The sequence below is a fragment of the Streptomyces sp. NPDC050264 genome, from assembly GCF_040655895.1.
In the GTDB taxonomy this organism is placed as follows: Bacteria; Actinomycetota; Actinomycetes; order Streptomycetales; family Streptomycetaceae; genus Streptomyces.
In genome coordinates, this window is sequence record NZ_JBFAKV010000008.1 from 206667 (window position 1) to 230396 (window position 23730).

The following is a 23730-nucleotide window of genomic DNA, read 5'->3' on the forward strand; positions in this document are numbered from 1 at the left end:
ACCGATCGTGCCGTTGTGTTCCGTCGGAGTCGGCTCGATCCGACGGGTGGTCCGATCAGTTCTCGTGGTCGCGCGCGGACTCGGCTCTTATGTCGCGCGGAGCCTCGAACAGCGCGTTCAGCAACACCGTCAGCTGGGCGCGCTGCTGCACGTCCAGTGGGGCCAGGATCTCCTCTGCCGCCGCGCGGCGCGCGCTGCGCAGCTCCCGCAGTGCGGCCCGGCCCTTCTCGGTCAGCTCGATCCGGATGACCCGGCGATTGGTGGGGTCGGGCACCCGGCGCACCAGATCGCCGGTCTCCAGCCCGTCCACGACGCTGGTCACGGCGCGCGGTACGACCTCCAGGCGCTGGGCCAGATCGGCCATCCGGGGCGGCGTCTCGTAATGCACCAGCGTGCGCAGCAGACGGGACTGCGCGGGTGTGATCCCGACCGGCTCCAGCTGGCGCTTCTGGATACGGTGCAGGCGGCGGGTGAGTCGCAGCAGCTGCTCGGCGAGGAAGCCGTCGGCGTCCGGGGTACTCATGCCGGGAACATTAGCAGGACTTTGTGCATTGTGAGTATAGGTAACAATGAGCTATGCTCCTCAAAGTCGAGTCCGGCCCCTGTCTGCCGGGCTCTCCCTGTGCCTAGGAGGCCCATGCCCCGCGACGAAATCACCTGGACGCCGCCGCCCGATGCCCAGGCATCGGACCAGCCGCGACAGATCCGCCGCATCCTGTCCCTCTTCCGCCCCTACCGTGCCCGGCTCGCGCTCGTCGGCCTGCTCGTCGGCGCCGCCTCGCTGGTCACCGTGGCCACCCCGTTCCTGCTCAAGGAAATTCTCGACGTCGCCATCCCGCAGGGCCGCACCGGACTGCTCAGTCTGCTCGCCCTCGGCATGATCGTCAGCGCCGTCGTCACCAGTGTCTTCGGCGTGCTGCAGACCCTGATCTCGACGACCGTCGGGCAGCGCGTCATGCACGACCTGCGCACGGCCGTCTACGGGCGGCTGCAGAGCATGTCGCTCGCCTTCTTCACCAGGACCCGCACCGGCGAGGTCCAGTCCCGCATCGCCAATGACATCGGCGGCATGCAGGCGACCGTGACCTCCACCGCGACGAGCCTCGTCTCGAACCTGACGAGTGTCATCGCCACGGTCGTCGCCATGATCGCCCTCGACTGGCGCCTCACGATCGTCTCCCTGCTTCTGCTGCCGGTCTTCGTGTGGATAGCCCGCCGGGTCGGCCGCGAGCGCAAGAAGATCGCCACCCAGCGCCAGAAGCAGATGGCCGCGATGGCCGCGACCGTCACCGAATCGCTCTCCGTGAGCGGCATCCTGCTGGGCCGCACCATGGGCCGCGCCGACTCGCTCACGAAGTCCTTCTCCGACGAGTCGGACCAGCTGGTCGACCTCGAGGTCCGGTCGAACATGGCGGGGCGCTGGCGCATGGCCGTGATCAGCATCGTCATGGCCGCCATGCCCGCGGTCATCTACTGGGCGGCCGGCATCGCGTTCCAGCTCGGCGGTCAGAGCGTCTCCATCGGCACGCTCGTCGCATTCGTCTCGCTCCAGCAAGGGCTGTTCCGGCCGACGGTGAGCCTGCTGCAGACCGGCGTCCAGATCCAGACCTCGCTCGCCCTGTTCCAGCGCATCTTCGAGTATCTCGACCTCCCCGTCGACATCACCGAGCGCAAGGACGCGATCCACCTGGACACCGTCAAGGGTGAGATCCGCTTCGAGGACGTGGAGTTCCGTTACGACGCCGACGACCGGCGGGGCCCGATCCTCGACGGCATCGACGTCACCGTCCCGGCCGGCGGCAGCCTCGCCGTCGTCGGACCCACCGGCTCCGGCAAGTCCACGCTCAGCTATCTCGTCCCACGCCTGTACGACGTCACGGGCGGCCGGGTCACGGTCGACGGGGTCGACGTGCGCGACCTGGACTTCGACACCCTCGCGCGGGCCGTCGGGGTCGTCTCGCAGGAGACGTACCTCTTCCACGCCTCGGTCGCCGACAACCTCCGGTTCGCCAAGCCCGGCGCCACCGACGAGGAGCTGCACGCGGCAGCCAGAGCCGCCCAGATCCATGACCACATAGCCGGCCTGCCCGACGGTTACGACACCGTGGTCGGCGAGCGCGGCCACCGCTTCTCCGGAGGCGAGAAACAGCGCCTGGCCATCGCCCGCACCATCCTGCGGGACCCGCCGATCCTCATCCTCGACGAGGCGACGAGCGCCCTGGACACCCGTACCGAGCACGCGGTGCAGGAAGCCATCGACGCCCTGTCCGCCGACCGCACCACGCTCACGATCGCGCACCGGCTCTCCACGATCCGAGGCGCCGATCAGATCGTGGTCCTCGACGGGGGCCGGATCGCCGAGCGCGGTACGCACGAGGAGCTGCTCGACAGCGAAGGGCGGTACGCGGCTCTGGTCCGGCGTGACGCCCAGTTGGAGACGGCGGCGTGAGAAGCGGTGTGCGGGTGCTCTGAGCCGGGTGGTCACGCCGCCGCTTCGTGCGCTGGACCAGCCGGGTCCGGAGCCCACTCCGACATGAAAATATGCCAGGAATGTCCCGGTGTGCGGGTTACCGTTCCGGCATGGTGAACGAGACTCCGCCACGGAGCACGATGCGACTCACGCGCAGAGGGCGCGTCGCCCTGATCGCGACCGGGGCCGTCGCGGCGGCCACTGCCGTCGCGGTACCGCTGGCACTGTCCGGGGACGACGAGGCGCGGCCGACCGCCCTGACCATTCCGGAGGGCTGGCGTTCCGGTCAGGTCTACGACGCCGTCGACAAGGCCCTCGAACTTCCGGCCGGCACCACCAAGAAGGCCGTGCCCAAGGCGGGCCTCAAGCTTCCGGGGGACGCGGGCGGCAACCCGGAGGGGTACCTCTTCCCGGCGACCTACCCCCTCGACGCGAAGTCGACCCCGCAGTCCGTGCTGTCGTACATGGTCAATACGGCCACCAAGAAGTTCAACGGCAGCCAGTCCACGGCGGGCGCCGACCGGAACGCGATGAACCTCTACCAGACGATCACCATCGCCAGCATCATCGAGGCGGAGGCCGACAACAAGCAGGACATGGGCAGGGTCGCCCGCGTCATCTACAACCGGCTCGACCACGGCATGCCGCTGCAGATGGACTCGACCATCAACTACGCGCTCGGCCGCTCCACGCTGGACACCACCACCAGGGAGACCAAGACCGACAACCCGTACAACACCTACGCGCGCATGGGTCTGCCGCCCTCACCGATCGGGAACCCGGGCGACAACGCCCTGAAGGCCGCGATCAGCCCGGCCCAGGGGGACTGGCTGTACTTCGTGACGGTCAAGCCGGGCGACACCCGCTTCACCGCCGACTACGCCGAGCAGCAGAGGAACGTCGCGGAGTTCAACAAGAACCGGGGCGAGGCCAAGAAGGACGGCTGAGCGCCCGGACACCGGACCGGGGCAGCCTGTCGTCGCCCCCGGGCCGACGTACATCGGCCGACGTACAGCGGCAGACGTTCAAGGGCAGGCTTTCAGGCCGCGACCGGCGTGCCCCGGGCGAGGAGCCGCTGGATGTCCCGCACCGCCGCCCGGCCCGCACGGTTCGCGCCGATGGTGCTCGCCGACGGCCCATACCCCACCAGATGCACCCGCGGATCCAGCGCCGCGCGGGTGCCCTCCATCCGGATCCCGCCGCCGGGCTCCCGCAGTTTCAGCGGTGCCAGATGGTCGATCGCCGCGCGGAACCCGGTGGCCCAAAGGATCACGTCGGCCTCGACCTCGCGCCCGTCGTTCCAGGCCACTCCCGTCGGGGTGATCCGGTCGAACATGGGCAGGCGATCGAGGACGCCGTTCGCCCGGGCCTCGCGGATCGCGTCGTTCACCGGCAGCCCCGTCACCGAGACGACGCTCAAAGGCGCCAGCCCCTGCCGCACCCGCTCCTCGACCATCGCCACCGCGGCCCGCCCGAGGTTCTCGTCGAAGGGGCCCTCCCGGAAGACCGGCGGGCGACGCGTCACCCAGGTCGTCGCGGCGGCGTACGGAGCGATCTCCATGAGGTGCTGCGTCCCGGACGCCCCGCCGCCCACCACGACGACCCGCTGCCCCGCGAACTCCTCGGGACCCGCGTACCGCGCGGTGTGCAACTGCCGCCCCCGGAACGTCTCCTGGCCGGGATAGCGCGGCCAGAACGGCCGGTCCCACGTCCCCGTCGCGTTGATCAGCGCCCGCGTCGCCCAGGCCCCGTCCGAGGTCTCGACGAGCAGCCGCCCCCCGTCGCCCTCGCGGACCCGCTGCACCTCGACCGGGCGCCGAACGCGCAGGTCGAACGTCTTCTCGTACGACTCGAAGTATTCGCCGATGACCTCCGACGAGGGCCGCGCGGGGTCGGCGCCCGTCAGTTCCATGCCCGGCAGCGCGTGCATGCCGTGCACCTTGCCGTACGTGAGCGAGGGCCAGCGGAACTGCCAGGCGCCACCGGGCCGCGGCGCGTGGTCGAGGACGACGAAGTCCCGCTCCGGCTCGAACCCCACCCGCCGCAGATGATGGGCGGCGGACAGCCCGGCCTGCCCGGCGCCGATGACCACCACGTCGACCTGCCGCGCGTCCGCCGCGGCGGCGCCCTCTCCTGCCCCGATCCCGTTCACCTTTCTGCCAACTCGACCGGGGCCCGAGATCTTCCCGTCCGGCGGCCGGCGCTCAGCGCCCGCCCGCGACCAGCAGTGGTGCGCCACCCCCGACCGGCGCACCCGCGGGCAGCAGCCCGCGCGCCGCGAGATCGGGGATCACGCCCTCGCCGAACCAGTACGCCTCCTCCAGGTGCGGATAGCCGGAGAGCACGAAGTGCTCGATGCCGAGCGCGTGGTACTCCTCGATCCGGTCGGCGACCTCCGCATGGCTGCCCACCAGGGCGGTTCCGGCGCCGCCGCGCACCAGGCCGACACCGGCCCACAGGTTCGGCGAGATCTCCAGCCCCTCGCGCGTGCCGCCGTGCAGCGCCAGCATCCGCTGCTGCCCCACCGACTCGCTGCGGCCGAGCGCGGCCTGCGCAGCGGCGACCGTCTCGGGGGAGAGGTCGTCGATCAGCCGGTTCGCCGTGGCCCACGCGTCCTGCGCGGAGTCGCGCGAGATCGTGTGCAGCCGGATCCCGAACCGCACCGTGCGCCCCTCCTTCTCGGCGAGCCCGCGAATCCAGTCGATCTTCTCCTTGACCTGCTGCGGCGGCTCTCCCCAGGTCAGATACACATCGGTGTGGCGCGCCGCGACCGGCCCGGCGGCCGCGGACGAACCACCGAAGAAGATCTGCGGCTGCGGGTCCGGCGGCAGCGCCGTGAACCCGCCGTCGACCTGGTAGTGCTCGCCGTCGAAGTCGTACGGCTTCCCGCCCCACACCCCGCGGACCACGGAGAGGAACTCGTCGGTACGGGCGTAGCGGCGATCGTGGTCGAGGTGATCGCCGTAGCGCCGCTGCTCGGCCGAGTCCCCGCCGGTGACGACGTTGAGCAACAGCCGCCCCTGCGTGAGGCGTTGATACGTCGACGCCATCTGGGCGGCGAGCACGGGGGAGATCACGCCGGGCCGGAACGCCACGAGGAACTTGAGCCGTTGGGTGTGCTGGGCGAGCGCGACGGTCGTCAACCACGCGTCCTCGCACCACGTCCCGGTCGGCGTCAGAACGGCCTCGAAGCCCAACTGCTCGGCCGCCTTGGCTATTTGGACGAGGTAATCGAGGCTGGGCGCACGCACCCCGGCGATCGACTGTCCGGGCTTGCGTTCCAGTGCGCCCTGGCTGAAGGCGTGCCGGTCCACGAGAGTGCGGCCGTCGCCGCCGGTCGGCAGGAACCAGTGCAGGTGAACGGTCATGGGGTCAGGACTCCTTGCCGTAGGTGCGGGGTGCGGTGGTGGAGGCGGGCAGTTCGCCGTTGAAGCGGGGGTCGACGAAGGAGGAGAAGTCGATCTTGCCCGGGATCAGCTTCAACTGCGTGAAGACGTCGGCGATCTGCTGCTCCGAGGCGATCGCGCCCTTGTCGACGGCGACGGTCACGCGGGTGCCGTTCGTGCGCTTCACCGCGTCGAGTGCGACCTCGTAGGGGAGCCCCGTGTCCTTCGCCCAGACCTTTGCCCACTCCTCGGGGTGCTTGTAGACCCAGTCCTGGGCGCGTCGCAGCCGGTCGAGGTAGTCCTTGATCGCGGCGGTCTTCTTCCGGTCGGCGAGGGCGGTGGGGGAGGCGACCTGGAACGCGAGGCCGTTGGTGAGCCCGTCGCCGTCGGTCAGCACCCGTCCCTGCTTGCCGCGCAGCACCTGCGAGGTGTACGGGTCCCAGACGGCCCACGCGTCGACCTTGCCGCTGGTGAACGCGGCCAGGGCGTCGGCCGGTTGGAGGTACTTGACCTTGACGTCCTTCAGACCGAGCCCCACCTTCCTGAGCGAGGCGACGAGTTGGTAGTGCGCCGACGAGCCCTGGGCGACGGCGACCGACTTGTCCTTCAGCTGCGCCGGGCTCTTCAGCGAGGAGTCGTCGGGGACGAGGATCGTGTCGCCCTTCGCGGTGCCGTGGCTGGCCGCTACGACCTTGATCTTCGAGTGGGCGCCGGCCGCGAAGACGGGCGGTGTGTTGCCGACCCCACCGATGTCCACGGCCTTGGCGTTGACGGCTTCCAGCAGTGGTGGGCCCGAGGTGAAGGTGGACCAGCGGATCTTGTAGTGGAGGTTGTCGAGTTCCCCGGCGGCCCGCAGCACCGCTTCCGAACCGCCCTTCTGGTCACCGACGTTGAGGGTCAGCGACCCTTTCCCGTCCGTGCCGCCGCCGGAGCCGGCCGTCGATGTGCTGGCGGAGGTGGTGCCGGAGCAGGCGGTCAGGAGCAGGCCGAGGGGTACCAGGAGAGCGGGGAGTACGGGGATGAGCGGGCGTCGCATGGCAATTCCGTTCAGGGGAGGGGCGGTTGAGAACTGCGAGTCGGGGCGAGGGGTGGACACGCTCAGACAGATGGCTGCTTCTCGACGGGGGAACGCCGGTCCGTCGGGTCGGACGCGTCATCCGCATCCGCTCCGGACCTGTCGGTCTGGTCGGTCTGGTCGTCCTGGTCGACGCCGAGGCGTCGTAGCAGCTCGGCACGGAGTGCGGCGAAGCGCGGGTCGGTGAGGTCGCGCGGACGCTCCAGGTCGACACGGGTCTCGTACGCGATGACGCCGCCGTCCATCACCAGCACCCGGTCGGCCAGCAGTACGGCCTCCTCGACGTCGTGCGTGACCAGGAGGACGGCGCAGCCGCGCCGCTGCCACAACTCGCCCACCAGACGCTGGGCCTTGATCCGGGTCAGTGCGTCGAGCGCGCCGAACGGCTCGTCGAGCAGCAGCAGATCGGGCTCGCGCACCAGGGCGCGGGCCAGCGAGGCGCGCTGGGCCTCACCTCCGGACAGCGTCTTGGGCCAGGCGTTGGTCCGGTGCTCCAGACCGACCTCGTCCAACGCCCTTTCAGCCAGGGCTCGTTCAGGCCTGCCGGGCAGTCCGAGCAGCACATTGCGCCAGACCCGTTTCCACGGCATGAGCCGCGGCGCCTGGAACGCGACCGCTTTGCGGCGCGGCACGAGAACGGTGCCCGCGATGTCGCGGTCGAGTCCGGCGAGGATGCGCAGGAGGGTGGACTTGCCGCAGCCGCTGCGGCCGAGCAGTGCGACGAAATCGCCCGGCTGCACGTCGAGTTGGAGGTCCTCGATGACCGTACGCCCGTCGAAGGAGCGGGTCAGACCCGCCACGTGCACGGCGAGTCCTTCCGTCGGGGAGGCCGGGGAGGTCGGGGAAGACGGGGAGGTCACCGGCCGGTGAACGTCGGTCGCCATTGCAGCAGCAGCCTTTCGAGGGAACGGACGACGAAGTCGGCGAGCAGGCCGAGGAACGCGTAGACGATCAGGCACACGACGATGACGTCGGTGCGCAGGAAGTCCCGCGCCTGCACCATCAGGAAACCGATCCCCGCGTCCGCGTTGATCTGCTCGGCGAAGACCAGCGCGAGCCAGGCGATCCCGAGCGAGTACCGCAGGCCGGTCATCGCGCTGGGCAGCGCCCCCGGCAGCACGACGTGGCGTACGAGACCCCACCGGCTGAGTCCCAACGACTCCCCGGCCTCGACCAGTTGGGAGTCGACGCCGCGGATCCCCGCGTACACGTTCAGATACAGCGGGAAGGAGACTCCGAGGGTGATGATGGCGACCTTCGGTGCCTCGCCGATCCCGAACCAGATGATGAACAGCGGAATGAGCCCGACGAACGGCACGGTCCGCAGCATCTGCACGCTGGCGTCGACCAGGTCCTCACCGATCCGGAACAGCCCGGACACGAGCGCCAGGCCGACCCCGACGACGACGCCGAACAGGAGCCCTACGGCGACGCGTTGCAGGGAGACGCCCATCGCGCCGGTCAGTGAGCCGTCGGCGACGAGATCGCGGCCGACCCGGGCGATCGTGCCCGGCGAAGCCAGCACATCGGGCGTCAACACGCCTGCGGAGCTGAGGAGTTGCCAGGCGAGCAGCAACAGAAGCGGGCCGGAGGTGCGGCGCAGCCAGCGCGGGACGCGGGTGCGACGGGTCGAGGAGGGGACGAGAGGTACGAGCTCCGGCGCACGAGTCACGGTGTCCGACGTAACGGATATGTCAGGCGAAGGGGCCTCGGGCGGGGCATGGCTGATGCTCATGGCACTCCACGGCAGGGGAGGGCGTGCCCCGGCGTCAGCGGGCGCGCGTCAACGGCGCGCCGGCGCAGAGGGAAGCCGGTGCGGCAAGGGGAGGAGGGTGAAGCGAGAGGGCGTCAGTGACCGCGGCGACACGCGGCGGAGGTCACCCGCAGCAGGTCGATGTGACCGCGCGTGGTGAGCAGGACTGAACGCAACATGCGCCAGAACGTAGCCAGCTTGTCGACACACGGTCAATACCGTCTCACCGTGTGGACCGGCGGTTCCACCCTTCGGGCGTTCGGCGGGCGTCCGGCGCGGCGGCCCTGGTCGTGCCGCGAGCGGGCGAGAGGCGGCTCAGGGGGACAATGGCCCCATGCCAGACGCCTTCACGACCCGAATCCTGAACATCACCACCGGCTCCGACGAGCGAGTCGTCGACCTCACCCGCGACTGCGAGTCCTTCCTGCGCGAAGCCGCCCGGGGCCGCGACGGCCTGCTCAACATCTTCGTGCCGCACGCCACGGCAGGCATCGCCGTCCTGGAGACGGGCGCAGGCAGCGACGACGACCTCCTCTCGACCCTGCACACCCTGCTGCCCGCGGACGACCGCTGGCAGCACCGCCACGGCAGCCCCGGCCACGGCCGCGACCACGTACTCCCGGCGCTCGTGCCGCCTCATGCGACGTTGCCGGTGGTCGGGGGAGCGCTGGAGCTGGGGACGTGGCAGTCGGTGTGTCTGGTCGATACCAACGTTGATAACAACAACCGTCACGTTCGGTTGAGCTTCTTTGGTGGGTGAGCCGAGCTGGCTGCAGGATAGTCGGGAAGTCCGGCCGCACCGACTGGACGATCGAGCCGCGTACCGGATGCTGCCGCCCAAGCCTGCACCAGCCCTGCTGGGCGTTTCTCTGTCGGGGGCGGGAATTGAACCCACGACCACTTCGTCCCGAATGAGGATCGGGCAAGATCGACACCGGGTGGTTTGGTGTTTTGCCTGGTCAGGTTGTTGGTGTGAGGTGGTCTCGGGCGGTGCCGGAAGGGCTCGGGGAGCGGGTCGGCTCCCAGATGGCTCCCAGAGCCCAGCATGGCGCCGACGCCCCACGTCTGACGCGACAGGTCGTCCACCGGAAGGTCGAGAGCGGCCTCCTCATGGAGCGTGACGCCAAGGGTGGTCATGGCAGGGGGAGATCCGGGTCGGACCTTGACCTCTTCCTCAAGTTTCGCCACTGCTTTGGCCTGATCGCCCCTTTCGTCTCTCCGTTCCGGCTGCCATGATCCGTCTTCGGCCAACGGCGAAGATCGTGTGGTCCAACGTCATTCGGTCGCGGAGAGTGTTGCCACCATGTCGCACCGTCGGCCCCCTCGCGGCGCGAAATGCAGGTGAGGCGGGGATCTTTGGCCTGAACTCGTCTCGTCGATCACCCGTGGCCGCATGAGGTGGATCGTGAGGACGAGGCACTGTTCCTGAAGGCTGGCGCGTTGACGATGTCAACGCATTGGCAGTTGTTTGAATTCCGAATCCCGTGTACGTTCTTCTGTGGGTGTTCTCGTCTGTCACGATGAGCGCGCCCGCCATATGGGGAAAACGCGTGCCCTCTCGGCGGGGCCGCACGGGGAGGCAGAAGCATGAGCGAAGGTTCCGAGACGGTCGCAGGGCGGTTCCGCCTGCTGAGCTATGTCGACTCGGGAAACATGGGTGAGGTTCACCGCGCCGAGGACCTGGATGAGGCCGAGGACTCTCCCGACCGCGTCGTCGCCCTCAAGCTCATCCGCCGCCGCCGCTCGGGCACGCTGGTGGAGACCCGCACCGACCCCAAGGCGGTGGAGCGTTTCGCGCGCGAGGTGCGCATCATGCATCTGCTGAGCCACCCCAACCTGCCCCGCACGATTGACGGTGGGGTGGACGAGACCAACGGCGACCTTCCCTTTCTGGTCATGGAATTCTTGGACGGGCATCCGCTCGCCGACCTCGTGGCGGAGGAAGGGCAGCTTCCGGTGCCCTGGGCCGCCGCCCTCGGGGCACAGATGGCGGACGCCCTGGCCGCCGCTCACGTTGCCGGCGTGGTCCACCGGGACCTCAAGCCCCGCAACGTGATGCTCACCCGTGGCGGCGCCGTAAAAGTCCTCGACTTCGGTATCGGCCGGATTGTCGACGATCCCGACGGCACCAAGCTGACCAGCACAGGAGTGACGGTCGGCACGGCCCGCTACATGGCGCCGGAACAGTTCGAGGGCAGCCTCGTCACCCAAGCCGCCGATCTGTACGCCCTTGGGTGCATGCTGCACGAGATGCTCCTGGGGAACCCGCCCTTCATGGGCAACACAGCCTTCGATTTCCGTGACAAGCACGTCAATCAGGAGCCGACGCCGGTGCGTTTGCTCCGTTCGGATGTGCCGGAGGCGCTGGCCCGCCTTGTGGACCGCCTCCTTGCGAAAAACCCTGCCGACCGTCCGGCCGACGCGGTCGCCGTCCGCGACGCGCTGCTTCCCTTTGTGGCGGAGGGCAGCACTCTTCCTGCCTGGCAAGTTTTCGACCCGGTGAAGTGGCTGCAGCGGTCGGCCGACGAGGGTGCTTCGGTCACCGAGCACCGACCTTCCGACCCTGCGGCACCGGAGCCCGCGAAGCGTTCTCTGTCCGGCTCCGGCATGGACGTCTTCGGTGTGCACGAGCAGCTCATCAAGGACTACCGCTCGTTCACCGAGGGCGGCACCGTGATCCGCGACGAGCGCATCAAGGACTTCGTGAAGAAGGACCTCGACGACAAGTCGCAGTGGCCCAACCCCTGGCTGTCGCTCAACCCCTTCTTCGCTTCCGCCGGAACGGTCGCGGAACTCGCCGCGCAGAAGGTCCTGCACGATGAGTGCGCGAAGATCTTCCAGGCGAGGAAGTCCGAGAACGCCACCGTGTGCGACGGCCGCTCGCTCACTCTGCACCGTCACCAGCGTGCGGCGATCGACGCGGCGGCAGCCGGCGTCTCCTACGTCCTGACCACCGGCACCGGTTCCGGTAAGTCCCTTGCCTACATGGTCCCGATCGTCGACCGGGTCCTAAAAGAGCGGCAGCAGGCCGGTCCCGACGCGCCCAAGCGAGTGCGGGCCATCATCGTCTACCCGATGAACGCCCTCGCCAACAGCCAGCTCAAGGAGCTGGAGAAGTACCTGCGCAATGGTTACGGCGCTGGCAACGAGCCGGTTACCTTCGCCCGCTACACGGGCCAGGAGGACGACGAGACCCGCAGGAAGATCCGCAAGAACCCGCCGGACATCCTGCTCACCAACTACGTGATGCTGGAGCTGATGCTCACCCGGCCCGACGACCGCGACAGTCTCGTGGCCATGGCCGAGGGACTGCAGTTCCTCGTCTTCGACGAACTGCACACCTACCGGGGCCGGCAGGGCGCGGACGTTGCCTTCCTGATCCGCCGGGTGCGCGACGCCTGCCGCGCAGACGGCGTGCAGTGCATCGGCACCTCCGCGACGATGTCGACCGAAGGCAGCCTGGAGGAACAGAAGAACGAGGTGGCCGACATGGCGACCAAGCTCTTCGGCACGAAGGTCGGCCTCGAGCACATCATCGGCGAGACCCTGGTCCGCGCCACCGGCGAGACCCCGACCGTCGTCCCCGCCGAGCGTCTTACGGACATCGCCGCCCCGCGTGCCTATGCCGACCTCAAAATCGATCCTCTCGCGCGCTGGATCGAGACGTACTTCGGCCTCGGCACCGACGAGGCCACGGGGCAGCTCGTGCGCCAGAAACCCCGGAAGATCGAGGAGGCTGCCGCCGAACTTGCGGGGCAGAGCGGGGTGCCGGAGAAGCAGTGCGCGGATGCCCTTCGGGCCACGCTGGAGGCGGGCTCGCAGGCGTACCATCCAGTCACCGAACGCCCCTTGTTCGCTTTCAGGCTGCACCAGTTCCTGTCCAAGGGCGACACCGTCTACGTCACCCTGGAGAACAAGGCCGACCGCTACCCCACCCGTGACTACCAGCGGGTCCGGCCGGGCACCGACGGACATGTCCTGATGCCACTCGCTTTCTGCCGTGAGTGCGGTCAGGAGTACCTCACCGTGTGGCGCACGGAGAAGGACGGGGAGGTCCGCTACGAGCCGCGCCGCGACACCGCTGCCACGGGAGGCAGAGCCGGCGACGGCTACCTCTACCTCGACACGGACCGTTACCCGCACACCCCTCCCTGGCCCCACACCCCGGAAGAGGCCATCGCCGACCGGCGGCTGCCCGAGTCCTGGCTGGAGATCGACGACAGGGGCCAGGAGGTCGTCAAGAAGTCCTACCGGGACCGGCTCCCGCGGGCGGTCACCGTCGATCCGCACGGAAGCGAGTCCAAGGGCGAACTGCATGCGGCGTTCATCCCCGCCCCGTTCCTGTTCTGCCTGCACTGCTCGGTCTCCTACGAGCAGACCCGCGGGAAGGACTTCGCCAAGCTCGCCACCTTGGACCAGGAAGGCCGCTCCTCGGCGACCTCGCTGATCTCCGCATCCATCGTGCGCTCGCTGGACAGCGTGCCGGAGGCGGCGCTCCCCAAGGCGGCACGCAAGCTCCTCACGTTCGTCGACAACCGGCAGGACGCCTCCCTCCAGGCCGGCCACTTCAACGACTTCGTCCAGATCACCGAATTGCGAGGGGCGCTGTACCGCGCTGCCGTCGACGCGGGCCCGGACGGTATCCCGCATGAAGAGCTGACCTCGCGGGTCTCCAACGCCCTCGCCCTGGAGCCCGTCGTGTACACGGGCGAGTCCGACCTGCCACCACGGCTGGCCGCCGCCGCGGCCAGAACCCTGCGGGATGTGATCGCCTTCCGGCTCTACCTCGACCTGGAGCGCGGCTGGCGCGTCACCATGCCGAACCTGGAGCAGACAGGGCTCTTGGAGATCGACTACGCCGACCTCCAGTGGGTCGCCGAACGCCAGGAGCGCTGGGAGCAGGCGCACCCCTCCTTGCGTGAGGCCGACGCCTCCTTGCGTGCCGAGATCATGAAGGCGCTGCTCGACGAGATGCGCCGGTCGCTCGCCATCGACGTGCAGTACTTCCGTGACGACTTCGACTCGCTCCAGAGCGCCAGCGAGGAGAGGCTGGTCGACCCGTGGGTGCTCTCCAAGAGCGACACCCCCAAGGTCGCCACTGCCTACCCCCAGTCCTCGAAGCCCGGGATGGACCGCGCGGGACTGTTCCTGTCCGCGCGCGGCAAGTACGGGAAGTACCTGCGCCGCACACATCGCGGCTTCCGCGAGGGCCTGGACAACACCGATCTCCAGACAGTCATAGAGGATCTGCTGAAGGTCCTCAGGAAGGCCGGCCTCGTGACCGAGGTGTCCGTGGCCCCACAGAAGGCCGGGCGCTTCCGCAGGCCGTCGACGACCGCCACCGGCTACCGGGTGTCGGCCGCCTCCATCATCTGGCGGGCCGGCAAGGGCGAGACCGGCGCTCACGATCCCCTCACCCGTACGTACGCCAGTGGTGACGGCCCGCGCGTCAACGCCTTCTTCCGGCAGCTCTACCGCGAAACGGCCGACGGCCTGTCCGGCCTGTTCGCGCGCGAGCACACCGCGCAGGTCGACCCCGAGGACCGGCGGAAGCGGGAGGATGCCTTCAGCAAGGCCGAGCTCAAGCTGCTCTACTGTTCCCCGACGATGGAGCTGGGCGTCGACATCTCCTCGCTCAACGCCGTCATGATGCGCAACGTCCCTCCCACTCCGGCCAACTACGCCCAGCGCAGCGGCCGTGCCGGGCGCAGCGGCCAGCCCGCCCTGGTCACCACCTACTGCGCCACCGGCAACAGCCACGACCAGTACTACTTCCGCCGCTCCGCCCGCATGGTGGCCGGTGCCGTGGCCCCGCCGCGCCTGGACCTGGCCAACGAGGACCTGGTCCGCTCGCACCTCCAGGGCATCTGGCTCGCCGAGGCCGGACTCACGCTGGGGCGGGCCGTCCCGCAGATCCTCGACATCGCCCACGGCGAGACCTCCGGCAGCCCGGCTCCTGGCCTCGCCCTCCGCGACGACATCCGGGCCGCCTCCCACGACCCCGGTGCGCAGGACCGCACCGTGGCCGCCGCCCGGCGCATCCTCGGCCCGCTGCTCCCCCAGTTCGGTGAGACCACCTGGTGGGACGAGCGGTGGATCGAGGACGCCGTGCACAAGACGCCGCGTAACTTCGACCGGGCCTTCGACCGCTGGCGCGACCTGTACAAGGCGGCCCTCGTCGACCAGTACATCCAGAACAAGCGGGTCCTCGACCACACTCTGACCGAGGGCGACCGGCGGCAGGCTTTCCGGCGCCGCACGCAGGCCGAGACCCAGCTCAACCTGCTCAAGAACGAGAGCCCGGACAACCGATCCATCCTGTCCGACTTCAACCCCTACCGCTACCTGGCGTCCGAGGGCTTCCTGCCCGGCTACTCCTTTCCCAGGCTGCCACTGGCCGCTTTCATTCCCATTCGGGGCGGTCGTCAGGGCGACGGGGACTACCTCCAGAGGCCCCGCTTCCTCGCGATCCGCGAGTTCGGTCCCGGCGCCCTCATCTACCACGAGGGCGCCCGCTACCAGGTCACCCGTATCCAGTTGCCGCCCGATTCCTCCGGCGACATCTCCACCAGCGAGGCCCGCCGCTGCGCCCACTGCGGCTACCTCGACGAACCCGAGCAGCGCCGGGACAAGTGCGAGATGTGCAACGAGCAGTTGGGTGCGCCCACCTACGGTCTGCTGCACCTGCACACCGTCTACACCCAGCGCCGGGAGCGCATCTCCTCCGACGAGGAGGAGCGCCGCCGGGCCGGTTTCCGGCTGGAGACGTCGTACCGCTTCAGGCGGCACGGCACGCGCAGGGGGCGGCAGGACGCCCGGGTCGCGGACGCCGCCAGCCCGCTCGCCACGCTCACCTACGGCGACTCCGCCACCGTCCGCATCACCAACGTCGGGAGGCTGCGCGCCAAGGACAACGAGCCGCCCGGCTACTGGCTCGACCCCGCCGACGGGCGGTGGATGAACGAGCGGGACGCGTCCGACGCCTCCGGCGACTCCGGAGAGTTGCCTGTCATCGACGAGGACGGCAAGGAGAAGCGCCGCAAGAAGCGGGTGATCCCGTTCGTGGAGGACCGCCGCAACATCCTCGTCGTCACCCTTGACGAGCCGCTGCCCGAACCGGTCGCCCTGACGTTGATGTACGCCCTGGAGCGCGGCATCGAGACGGCCTTCGAGCTGGAGGACTCCGAGCTGACCAGCGAGCTGCTGCCGCCGGCCGACGGACCGCGCGACCGGCTGCTGTTCACCGAGGCCGCCGAGGGAGGCGCGGGCGTCCTGCGGCGACTCCAGGCCGAACCGCGGGCTCTGGCCAAGGCGGCCGGGCAGGCTCTCGCCGTCTGCCACTTCGACGAGGACGGCGAGGACGAGAAGGGCCCGCACCCCGACCGGCCCTGTGCGCGAGGCTGCTACGAGTGCCTGCTGACCTACGGCAATCAGCTCCACCATGGAGTGATCAACCGCCATTCGGTCACCGCCCTCCTGCTGCGGCTTGCCTCTGCCGAGGTGACGAGCGAGAAGCGCGGCGAGACGACCACGGATCAGCACCGCAGGCTGGTGGCGGCGTCCGCTCCCGGCTCAGCCGCAGACCAGACCTCCCAGCGCACTTCGGTGGAGGCGGAGTTCCTGACCTGGCTCAGGGAGCATGGCCTCCGGCTGCCCGACGAGGTGGGGACCATGGTCCCCGAGGCTGACGCCCGCCCCGACTTCGTCTACCGGATGCCCGGGGTCAACCTCGCCGTCTTCCTCGGCGGCGCGGACGCCGAGGAAGACGCGGCGCGAGACGAGGACGCCGAGGAGCGGCTGTACCTCGCCCGGTGGGACGTCATCCGCTTCCCGCAAGGCAGCGACTGGGATGCCATCGCCGCCGAGCACACTCGTTACTTCGGCCTCGGCCCGTCCTCATGACGGCCCGCCCGCACCGTCCGCCCCGCCCGGCCGTGGAACCGGCTGACACCTCCGCGAGGAAGCCCCGATGACGCACACCTACACCCCCGGCTCCCTGGTCACCGCCCGTGGCCGCGAATGGGTCGTCCTTCCCGACAGCGAGCCCGACCTGCTGGTGCTGCGTCCCCTGGGCGGCTCCGACGACGACATCTCGGCCGTCTTCCCCGCGTTCGAGCAGGTGGAGGACGCTCAGTTCGCGCCCCCGTCCCCGGCCGACCTCGGTGATCAGCGGGCGGCCGGCCTGCTGCGTTCCTCCCTGCGGATCGGCTTCCGCTCCGGCGCCGGACCGTTCCGCTCCCTCGCCGGCATCGCCGTGGAGCCCCGCGCCTACCAGCTCGTGCCTCTCCTGATGGCTCTGCGGCAGCAGACCGTACGGATGCTGATCTCCGACGACGTCGGTATCGGCAAGACCATCGAGGCGGGCCTGATCGCGAAGGAGCTCCTGGCCCAGGGCGAGGCGAAGGGCCTGGCCGTGCTCTGTTCGCCCGCCCTGGCCGAGCAGTGGCAGGAGGAGCTGCGGACCAAGTTCGGCATCGACGCCGAACTCGTCCTCGCCTCCACGGTCTCCCGCCTCGAACGCGGCTTGGACCTCGGACAGTCGCTGTTCGACCGGTACCCGCACGTCATCGTCTCCACGGACTACATCAAGTCCACCCGGCACCGGGACGACTTCGTACGGCACTGTCCCGACCTCGTCATCGTCGACGAGGCCCACACCTGCGTCGCCGCCGACGACACCGTCTCGACCCAGAACCAGCTCCGCTACGAGCTGCTGCGGCGCGTCGCGGAGGACACCGAACGACACCTGCTGCTGGTCACCGCGACCCCGCACAGCGGCAAGGAGTCCGGCTTCCGCAATCTTCTCGGCTTGGTGCGTCCGGAGCTGGTCGACGTGGACCTGGAGACGGACCGCGGACGACGGCTCCTCGCCCAGCACTTCGTGCAGCGCAAGCGTGCCGACGTACGCCAGTACCTCACCAAGGAGAGCGGGCTCGCCGACAACAGTCTGGCCGAGGAGACCGCGTTCCCCTCCGACCGTGAGTCCAAGGACGAGAAGTACAAGCTGTCCCCGGCCTACCGGGCGCTGCTCGACGACGCCATCGCCTACGCGAGCGAGCGCGTCCAGGCGGCGGGTGAACAGGGGCGGCGCGAGGCGCGTATCGCCTGGTGGTCCGCGATCGCCCTGCTGCGCTCCCTGGTCTCCTCGCCCCGGGCCGCCTCCCAGACCCTCTCGACCCGCTCGGCCGCGGCCGTCGCCGCCAGCGCCGAGGAGGCCGACCGGCTTGCCGCCCCGCTGACCCGTGACTCCGCCGACAGCGACGCCCTGGAGGGCCTGGACGCGGCTCCCGGCGCGGAGACCGACGGCGCCGGAGCCCGGCTGGCCGAGCTCGCCGAACGGGCCGCCGCCCTGGAGGGCCCGGAAGGCGACCTCAAACTCGCCGCCCTCGTCCGGCATCTCAAGGCGCTCCTGAAGGACGGCTACCACCCGATCGTCTTCTGCCGGTACATCCCGACCGCCGAGTACGTCGCCGAGCACCTGGAGAAGAAGCTCGGCTCCAAGACGGTCGTCAAGGCCGTCACCGGCACCCTCTCCCCGCAGCAGCGCCTCACCCGCATCGAGGAGCTGGCGACACTCGCGGGAGACGACCCCGCCGCCCGCCGCGTCCTCGTCGCCACCGACTGCCTCTCCGAAGGCGTCAACCTCCAGCACCACTTCGATGCCGTCGTCCACTACGACCTCGCATGGAACCCCACCCGCCACGACCAGCGCGAAGGCCGCGTGGACCGGTACGGGCAGAAGCGCGACAAGGTCCGCGTCATCACCCTGTACGGCATCGACAACGGCATCGACGGCAAGGTCCTCGAAGTCCTCATCGCCAAGCACCGCCAGATCCGCAAGGACCTCGGTATCTCGGTCTCCGTCCCCGACGAGGCGTCCTCCGGCGTGACCGACGCCATCGTCGAATGGCTCCTCATGCGCAGCCAGCAGCCGCAGCAGGAAGGGCTGTTCGGCGTCGAAGCGCTGAAAACCGTGGACACCAGGGCCGCCGCGCTGGAGAGCGAGTGGAACTCCGCCGCGGAACGCGAGACGACCTCCCGCTCCCGTTTCGCCCAGCGCGCCATCCACCCGGAGGAAGTCGCCCGCGAGGTCGCCGCCATCCGCGACACCCTGGGTCGTGCGGACGAGGTGAGCGGCTTCGTCCACCACGCACTGACCGCCCTCGAAGCACACGTGGTCGAAGCCGTCGATGGATCGGGCGACTTCACCGCCGAGGTCAGCGGCGTCCCGGCCGGACTGCGCGACGCCCTCGCTCCCGTCGCGGGCGCCGAGGCGGTCGAGTCCGGGCGGCCCATCCCGTTCCGCACCACGGCGGCCGTGGCCCGGGGCGAAGCCGCCCTCGTCCGTACCGACCCCGTCGTCGGAGCGGTCGCGGCCCACGTCCTCAACGCGGCCCTCGACACCGAGGCGGTGGGCCGTCGCCCCGCCCGGCGCTGCGGGGTGGTCTCCACGGAGGCCGTGACCGTCCCCACGACTCTGCTCCTGGTCCGCTACCGCTTCCACCTCACCCTGCCCTCCCGGCAGGGCACACGCCGGATCGTCGCCGAGGACGCCCGCCTCCTTGCCTACCAGGGCTCGGCGAAGAACCCGGTCTGGCTCCCCGAGGAACAGGCCCTGGACCTGCTCACCGCTGAGGCCGCCGAGAACACGGACGACTACTTCCAGGAACGGACGATGCGCCGCACCCTCGGACAACTGGACGCGGTACAGCCCCACATGACGGCTTACGGCGAAGAACTCGCCGCAGAGCTGCACGAGTCCCACCGGCGGGTCAGGCGCGCGTCCGACGAAATCGTCCAGGGCCTGAAGGTGACCGCCCAGCAGCCCGCCGACATCCTCGGCGTCTACGTCTACCTGCCCCCGATCACCGCAGACGGAGAGGCCGCCTGATGTCCGCCACCACCCGCAACCAGGTCTTCTCCGCCGTCCACACCGTCGGCGGGCTACTCCCCGCCGACATGCTCGTCCGCATCTCGGAGAGCAAGGAGGGCAAGGACGTCCCGGGTTCCGGCCCCGCCGACTACCACGTGATCGGCCCCCGGCGGTCCGTCCGCGACGAGGCCGAGCGCCACTGGGACTACCTCAAGGCCGTCTGGCGCGAACTCCGAGAGAAGCTGCCGGTCAGCGCCGAGGCCGACCTGCCCGCCGACCCGACCGGCCTCGCCGCCGACCAGTGGCTGGAACCGCTCTTCAACGAGCTGGGCTTCGGCCGGCTCACCACGGTCGCGGCCGGCGAGTACCGCGCCGACAGCGACCCGGACCGCGTCTTCCCCATCAGCCACCGCTGGCACCACGTGCCCGTCCACATGGCCGCCTGGAACGCCCTCCTCGACAAACGGCCCGGCGGCGTGGGCACCGTACCCCCGCACTCCCTCCTCCAGGAGTGCCTGAACCGGCGAGAAGCCCACCTGTGGGGCGTCCTCACCAACGGCCGACAGCTGCGCCTGCTGCGCGACTCGAATGCCCTGGCCACCGCCTCGTACGTCGAGTTCGACCTCGAAGCCATCTTCGACGGCGAGCTGTTCAGCGAGTTCGTCCTGCTCTACCGGCTGCTGCACGTCTCCCGCTTCGAGATCGGGGAAGCGGGGGCCCCGTCCGCGTGCTGGCTGGAGCAGTGGCGTACGGAGGCGATCGCCTCGGGCACCCGGGCGCTCGACCACCACCGCGACGGGGTCCAGCGGGCCATCACCACCCTCGGTACGGGCTTCCTGCGCCACCCGGCCAACACGGACCTGCGCGACAACCTGGACGCCGACCACTTCCACAAGGCGCTGCTGCGCCTCGCCTACCGGATGATCTTCCTCTTCGTCGCCGAGGACCGCGAAGCCCTACACGACCCCAAGGCGAGCGACGACGCCCGCAAGCGGTACGCCAAGTACTTCAGCTCCGCCCGCCTGCGTCGTCACGCCCTGCGTCGCCAGGGCACCGCGCACGCCGACCAGTACGCGTCCCTGCGCATCGTCCTGGACGCCCTGGGCCGTGAGGACGGCCGGCCCGAGCTGGGCCTGCCCGGCCTCGGCGGCCTCTTCGACGACGGCCCGGCCGACGCCCCCCTGCGTAACTGCACCCTGTCCAACGCCTCACTCCTGGAAGCGGTGCGGCACCTCGCCCGCGTGCGCGACGAGAAGACCGCGCGCTGGCGTCCGGTGGACTACCGCAACATGGGTTCGGAGGAACTCGGCTCCATCTACGAGTCCCTGCTGGAGCTGGTTCCCAAGCACAGTGCCACCGAGCGCTCCTTCGAACTGGTCAACCGGCTCGGCAACGACCGCAAGAAGACCGGCTCCTACTACACCCCCAGCTCGCTCATCGAGACCCTGCTCGACTCCACGCTCGACCCGGTGATAGACGATGCCCAGAAGCGCGGCGAGCAGGCCGCCACGGCGGCGGGCGGGCCGGACTCGTCGGAGGCGATCGTCCGGGAGCTGCTGTCGCTGACGGTCTGCGACCCGGCCTGCGGTTCGGGCCACTTCCTCGTCGCGGCGGCCCGCCGCATCGCCAAGCGGGTGGCGGCGGTACGCGAGAGCAACCCGGAGCCGCCCCCCGTCGCCGTACGCGCCGCCCTGCACGAGGTCGTCGCCCGCTGTGTCTACGGCGTGGACCTCAACCCGATGGCGGTAGAACTGGCCAAGGTGTCCCTGTGGTTGGAGGCCCTGGAGCCGGGAAAGGCGCTGGGCTTCCTGGACGCGCACATCAAGCACGGGAACGGCCTGGTGGGCACGACGCCCACACTGATGCTCGACGGCATCCCGAACAAGGCGTTCAAGGCGGTCGAGGGCGACGACGAGAAGTACGCCAAGTTCCTGGAGAAGCAGAACGACCAGGAGCGCAAGGGCCAGAGCGGCCTCTTCGAGGTGGTCGTCGAGACGAAGGTCTCCAACACCGCCTTCGCCTCGGGCCTCCGCCGGATCATCGCGGCCCCGTCGGGCAACCTGCGGCAGGTGCACGCCCAGCAGGAGGCGTACGAGAAGTTGCGGGACGAGAAGGAGTACGTCCACGCCCGCCACATCGCCGACGCCTGGTGCGCCGCGTTCATGTGGCGCAAGACCAAGGACGCCCCGGCCCCCGTCACCCACGAGGTGTTCCAGGCCCTGCGGGACCCCAAGGCTCGGTCGGCCTCGAAGGCGACCCACGACGAGATCGACGAGCTGTGCGACCTGTACCGCTTCTTCCACTGGCATCTGGAGTTCCCGGAGGTCTTTACGGTCCCGGAGAGGGCTGACGGGGCGACGGGCGACGCCGTTGACCCGGCTACGGGGTGGGCGGGCGGCTTCTCTTGTGTGGTGGGCAACCCGCCGTGGGACAAGGTCGACTTCAAAGACCAGGAGTACTTCAGTGTGGTCGAGCCCGCGATTGCGAAGATCTCGGGTGTCGCTCGGCGGGAGCGGATTGAGCAGTGGGCTAACGAGAACTCTGAGCAAGGCGAGCGGTATCGGGCGGCGCGTCGACGGGTGAAGTCATCGTTCCTGTTTCTAGGGCAGTCGGGGGCCTTCCCGTTGTGCGGGAAGGGGCTCACAGTCAAGGGCGTCAACTCGCTCCAGACTGATCAGCTCTTCGCCGAGCGTTTCGCGACGATCGCCGCGCCCAGGAGCCGCTTCGGGTGCATCCTCCCTACGGCTATCGCGACGGGCGCGGGCGCGCAGCACTTGTTCAGCGACTTCACTCGGCGGGGGGTTGTCGCGGCGCTGTACGACTTCGAAAACCGTAAGCCGCTCTTTGTGGGGGTACACGCCAGTTACAGGTTCTGCCTGCTCACACTGTCTGGCCGCGACCTGCGCGAACGCGCAGCTCGATTCGCATTTTTCCTTTCCGATCCTACTGAACTTGATGATGCGGATAGAGTGTTTTCTCTCAGCCCTGAGGAGATTGCTCTCATCAACCCGAACACAGGAACGCTGCCGATCTTTTCAAGTCGTCGTGACGCCGACTTGACTACGTCTATTTACCGTCGCGTGCCGGTTCTGCGGAATGACTCAAAGATTGATGGGAATCTCTGGAATATTAATTTCCGGCGTCTCTTCGATATGACTGATGACTCCGGTCTATTTAATGACCGCAAGGAGGCAGAGGCTGACGGGTGGGAGCTTTGTGGAAACGTATTTGTCCGAGGGGTGGAGCGAATGTTGCCGCTACATGAGGGGCGCATGGGGCATCAATTCACGCACCGGTATGCAGATTCTGTTGGCTCTCGGGAGGTGTCCCTGCAAGATCTACGGGATGCGGATTTCACTGTACTTCCGGAATACTGGGTCTCCGAATCAATTGTAAATCAACGTCTGGAAAAGCGTGGAGTCGGCGATTCTGTAGCGCTGCTTGGTCACCGGAGGGTGGCGCGAAATACTGATGAAAGAACATCGATCTCAGCCATCATCCCATGGGGTCCAGCTTCTTATGGGTGGATTATTTCTGTTGGACCGACAGTGGATCAAATTCCTCTCCTGGGAGCGGCCTTCAACTCATTCATCTATGACTACACCCTGCGTAATAGCCTCACTCAGCCGAGTGTTCCTCAGAGCACATCCGAGCAACTGCCAGTCCCGCTGCCCGATGTCCTGTCCCGACACTCAGATTTCATCACGTGCCGCGTGCTCGAATTGTCCTACACGGCCAACGACATGCTCGCCTTTGCCCGTAGCCTTGGCGATACAGGTAATGCTTTCCGTTGGGACGAGGGGAGGCGAACTCTCATGCGCGCGGAGTTGGATGCTCTTTTCTTCCATCTTTACGAGATCTCCCGCGAGGACGCGTCCTACATCCTCGAATCCTTCCCGCTTGTCAAGCGGAAGGATGAGGCCAAGTACGGCCACTACCGCACTAAGGATCTCGTCCTCGCCGAGTACGACCGCATGGCGGCAGCCGGCGTAAGCCTTACCGCGCCCCTCGTGGACGGCGGGAACTACACCTCCACGCTCACTCCGCCGCCCGGTCACGGCCCGCGTCACCCCGCCGAGCCTGAGCCTGCCTGACGAGGGCGGTCCGGGTTGCAAGAGGTGGTCGCCTTGACGGCCTTGAGGTCTCGGATCAGGGTCCGCAGGGCGTCATGTG

Annotated in this window: 13 protein-coding genes; 6 read left to right on the forward strand and 7 right to left on the reverse strand. The window is 68.9% G+C overall.

Annotation, left to right across the window (positions count from 1 at the left end; all coding sequences use genetic code 11):
- Positions 1 to 55: 55 nt before the first annotated feature.
- A complete protein-coding gene (locus AB0J02_RS16930; RefSeq protein WP_363194431.1) occupies positions 56 to 523 on the reverse strand; it encodes a MarR family transcriptional regulator in 468 nt (155 codons plus the stop codon).
- A gap of 114 nt (positions 524 to 637) precedes the next feature.
- Here AB0J02_RS16930 and AB0J02_RS16935 point away from each other — a divergent pair, with 114 nt between their 5' ends.
- Together AB0J02_RS16935 and mltG are read left to right on the forward strand one after the other, a co-directional pair.
- Complete coding sequence (locus tag AB0J02_RS16935; protein WP_363194432.1) at positions 638 to 2449, forward strand: ABC transporter ATP-binding protein; 1812 nt, start codon at positions 638 to 640, stop codon at positions 2447 to 2449.
- A gap of 131 nt (positions 2450 to 2580) precedes the next feature.
- Positions 2581 to 3417 carry an endolytic transglycosylase MltG gene (gene mltG / locus AB0J02_RS16940; RefSeq protein WP_363194433.1) on the forward strand — a complete coding sequence of 279 codons (837 nt, stop codon included), beginning with the start codon at positions 2581 to 2583 and terminating at the stop codon, positions 3415 to 3417.
- A gap of 92 nt (positions 3418 to 3509) precedes the next feature.
- Here the strand turns inward: mltG and AB0J02_RS16945 are convergent, their stop codons facing one another.
- The 6 genes from AB0J02_RS16945 to AB0J02_RS16970 all read right to left on the reverse strand — a co-directional run bounded on the left by AB0J02_RS16945 (position 3510) and on the right by AB0J02_RS16970 (position 8863).
- Positions 3510 to 4622 (reverse strand): NAD(P)-binding domain-containing protein, encoded by a 1113-nt coding sequence (locus AB0J02_RS16945; protein WP_363194434.1) that lies wholly within the window; start codon positions 4620 to 4622, stop codon positions 3510 to 3512.
- Positions 4623 to 4674: 52 nt separating this feature from the next.
- The gene (locus AB0J02_RS16950) at positions 4675 to 5838 is read right to left on the reverse strand and encodes an LLM class flavin-dependent oxidoreductase (RefSeq protein WP_363194435.1); all 1164 of its coding nucleotides are present in this window, start codon (positions 5836 to 5838) and stop codon (positions 4675 to 4677) included.
- Between the two features lie 4 nt (positions 5839 to 5842).
- Positions 5843 to 6892: an ABC transporter substrate-binding protein gene (locus AB0J02_RS16955; RefSeq protein WP_363194436.1), complete on the reverse strand. Its 1050-nt coding sequence runs from the start codon at positions 6890 to 6892 to the stop codon at positions 5843 to 5845.
- Positions 6893 to 6954: 62 nt separating this feature from the next.
- The gene (locus AB0J02_RS16960) at positions 6955 to 7815 is read right to left on the reverse strand and encodes an ABC transporter ATP-binding protein (RefSeq protein WP_363194437.1); all 861 of its coding nucleotides are present in this window, start codon (positions 7813 to 7815) and stop codon (positions 6955 to 6957) included.
- On the reverse strand, positions 7788 to 8666 hold the full coding sequence (locus AB0J02_RS16965; protein ID WP_363194438.1) for an ABC transporter permease: 879 nt from the start codon (positions 8664 to 8666) through the stop codon (positions 7788 to 7790). Before AB0J02_RS16965 ends, AB0J02_RS16960 begins: the two co-directional genes overlap by 28 nt.
- A 113-nt stretch (positions 8667 to 8779) precedes the next feature.
- Complete coding sequence (locus AB0J02_RS16970) at positions 8780 to 8863, reverse strand: putative leader peptide (RefSeq protein WP_363194564.1); 84 nt, start codon at positions 8861 to 8863, stop codon at positions 8780 to 8782.
- A 155-nt stretch (positions 8864 to 9018) separates the two neighbouring features.
- On the opposite strand from AB0J02_RS16970, the gene AB0J02_RS16975 reads away from it, so the two are divergent.
- The 4 genes from AB0J02_RS16975 to AB0J02_RS16990 all read left to right on the forward strand — a co-directional run bounded on the left by AB0J02_RS16975 (position 9019) and on the right by AB0J02_RS16990 (position 23651).
- On the forward strand, positions 9019 to 9444 hold the full coding sequence (locus AB0J02_RS16975) for a secondary thiamine-phosphate synthase enzyme YjbQ (protein ID WP_363194439.1): 426 nt from the start codon (positions 9019 to 9021) through the stop codon (positions 9442 to 9444).
- An 827-nt stretch (positions 9445 to 10271) separates the two neighbouring features.
- Complete coding sequence (locus AB0J02_RS16980; RefSeq protein WP_363194440.1) at positions 10272 to 16586, forward strand: protein kinase; 6315 nt, start codon at positions 10272 to 10274, stop codon at positions 16584 to 16586.
- Positions 16587 to 16653: 67 nt separating this feature from the next.
- Positions 16654 to 19575: a DEAD/DEAH box helicase gene (locus AB0J02_RS16985; protein ID WP_363194441.1), complete on the forward strand. Its 2922-nt coding sequence runs from the start codon at positions 16654 to 16656 to the stop codon at positions 19573 to 19575.
- Positions 19575 to 23651, forward strand: a complete 4077-nt coding sequence (locus AB0J02_RS16990; RefSeq protein WP_363194442.1) for a DNA methyltransferase — start codon at positions 19575 to 19577, stop codon at positions 23649 to 23651. The genes AB0J02_RS16985 and AB0J02_RS16990 overlap by 1 nt, the downstream gene beginning before the upstream one ends.
- Positions 23652 to 23730: the final 79 nt, after the last annotated feature.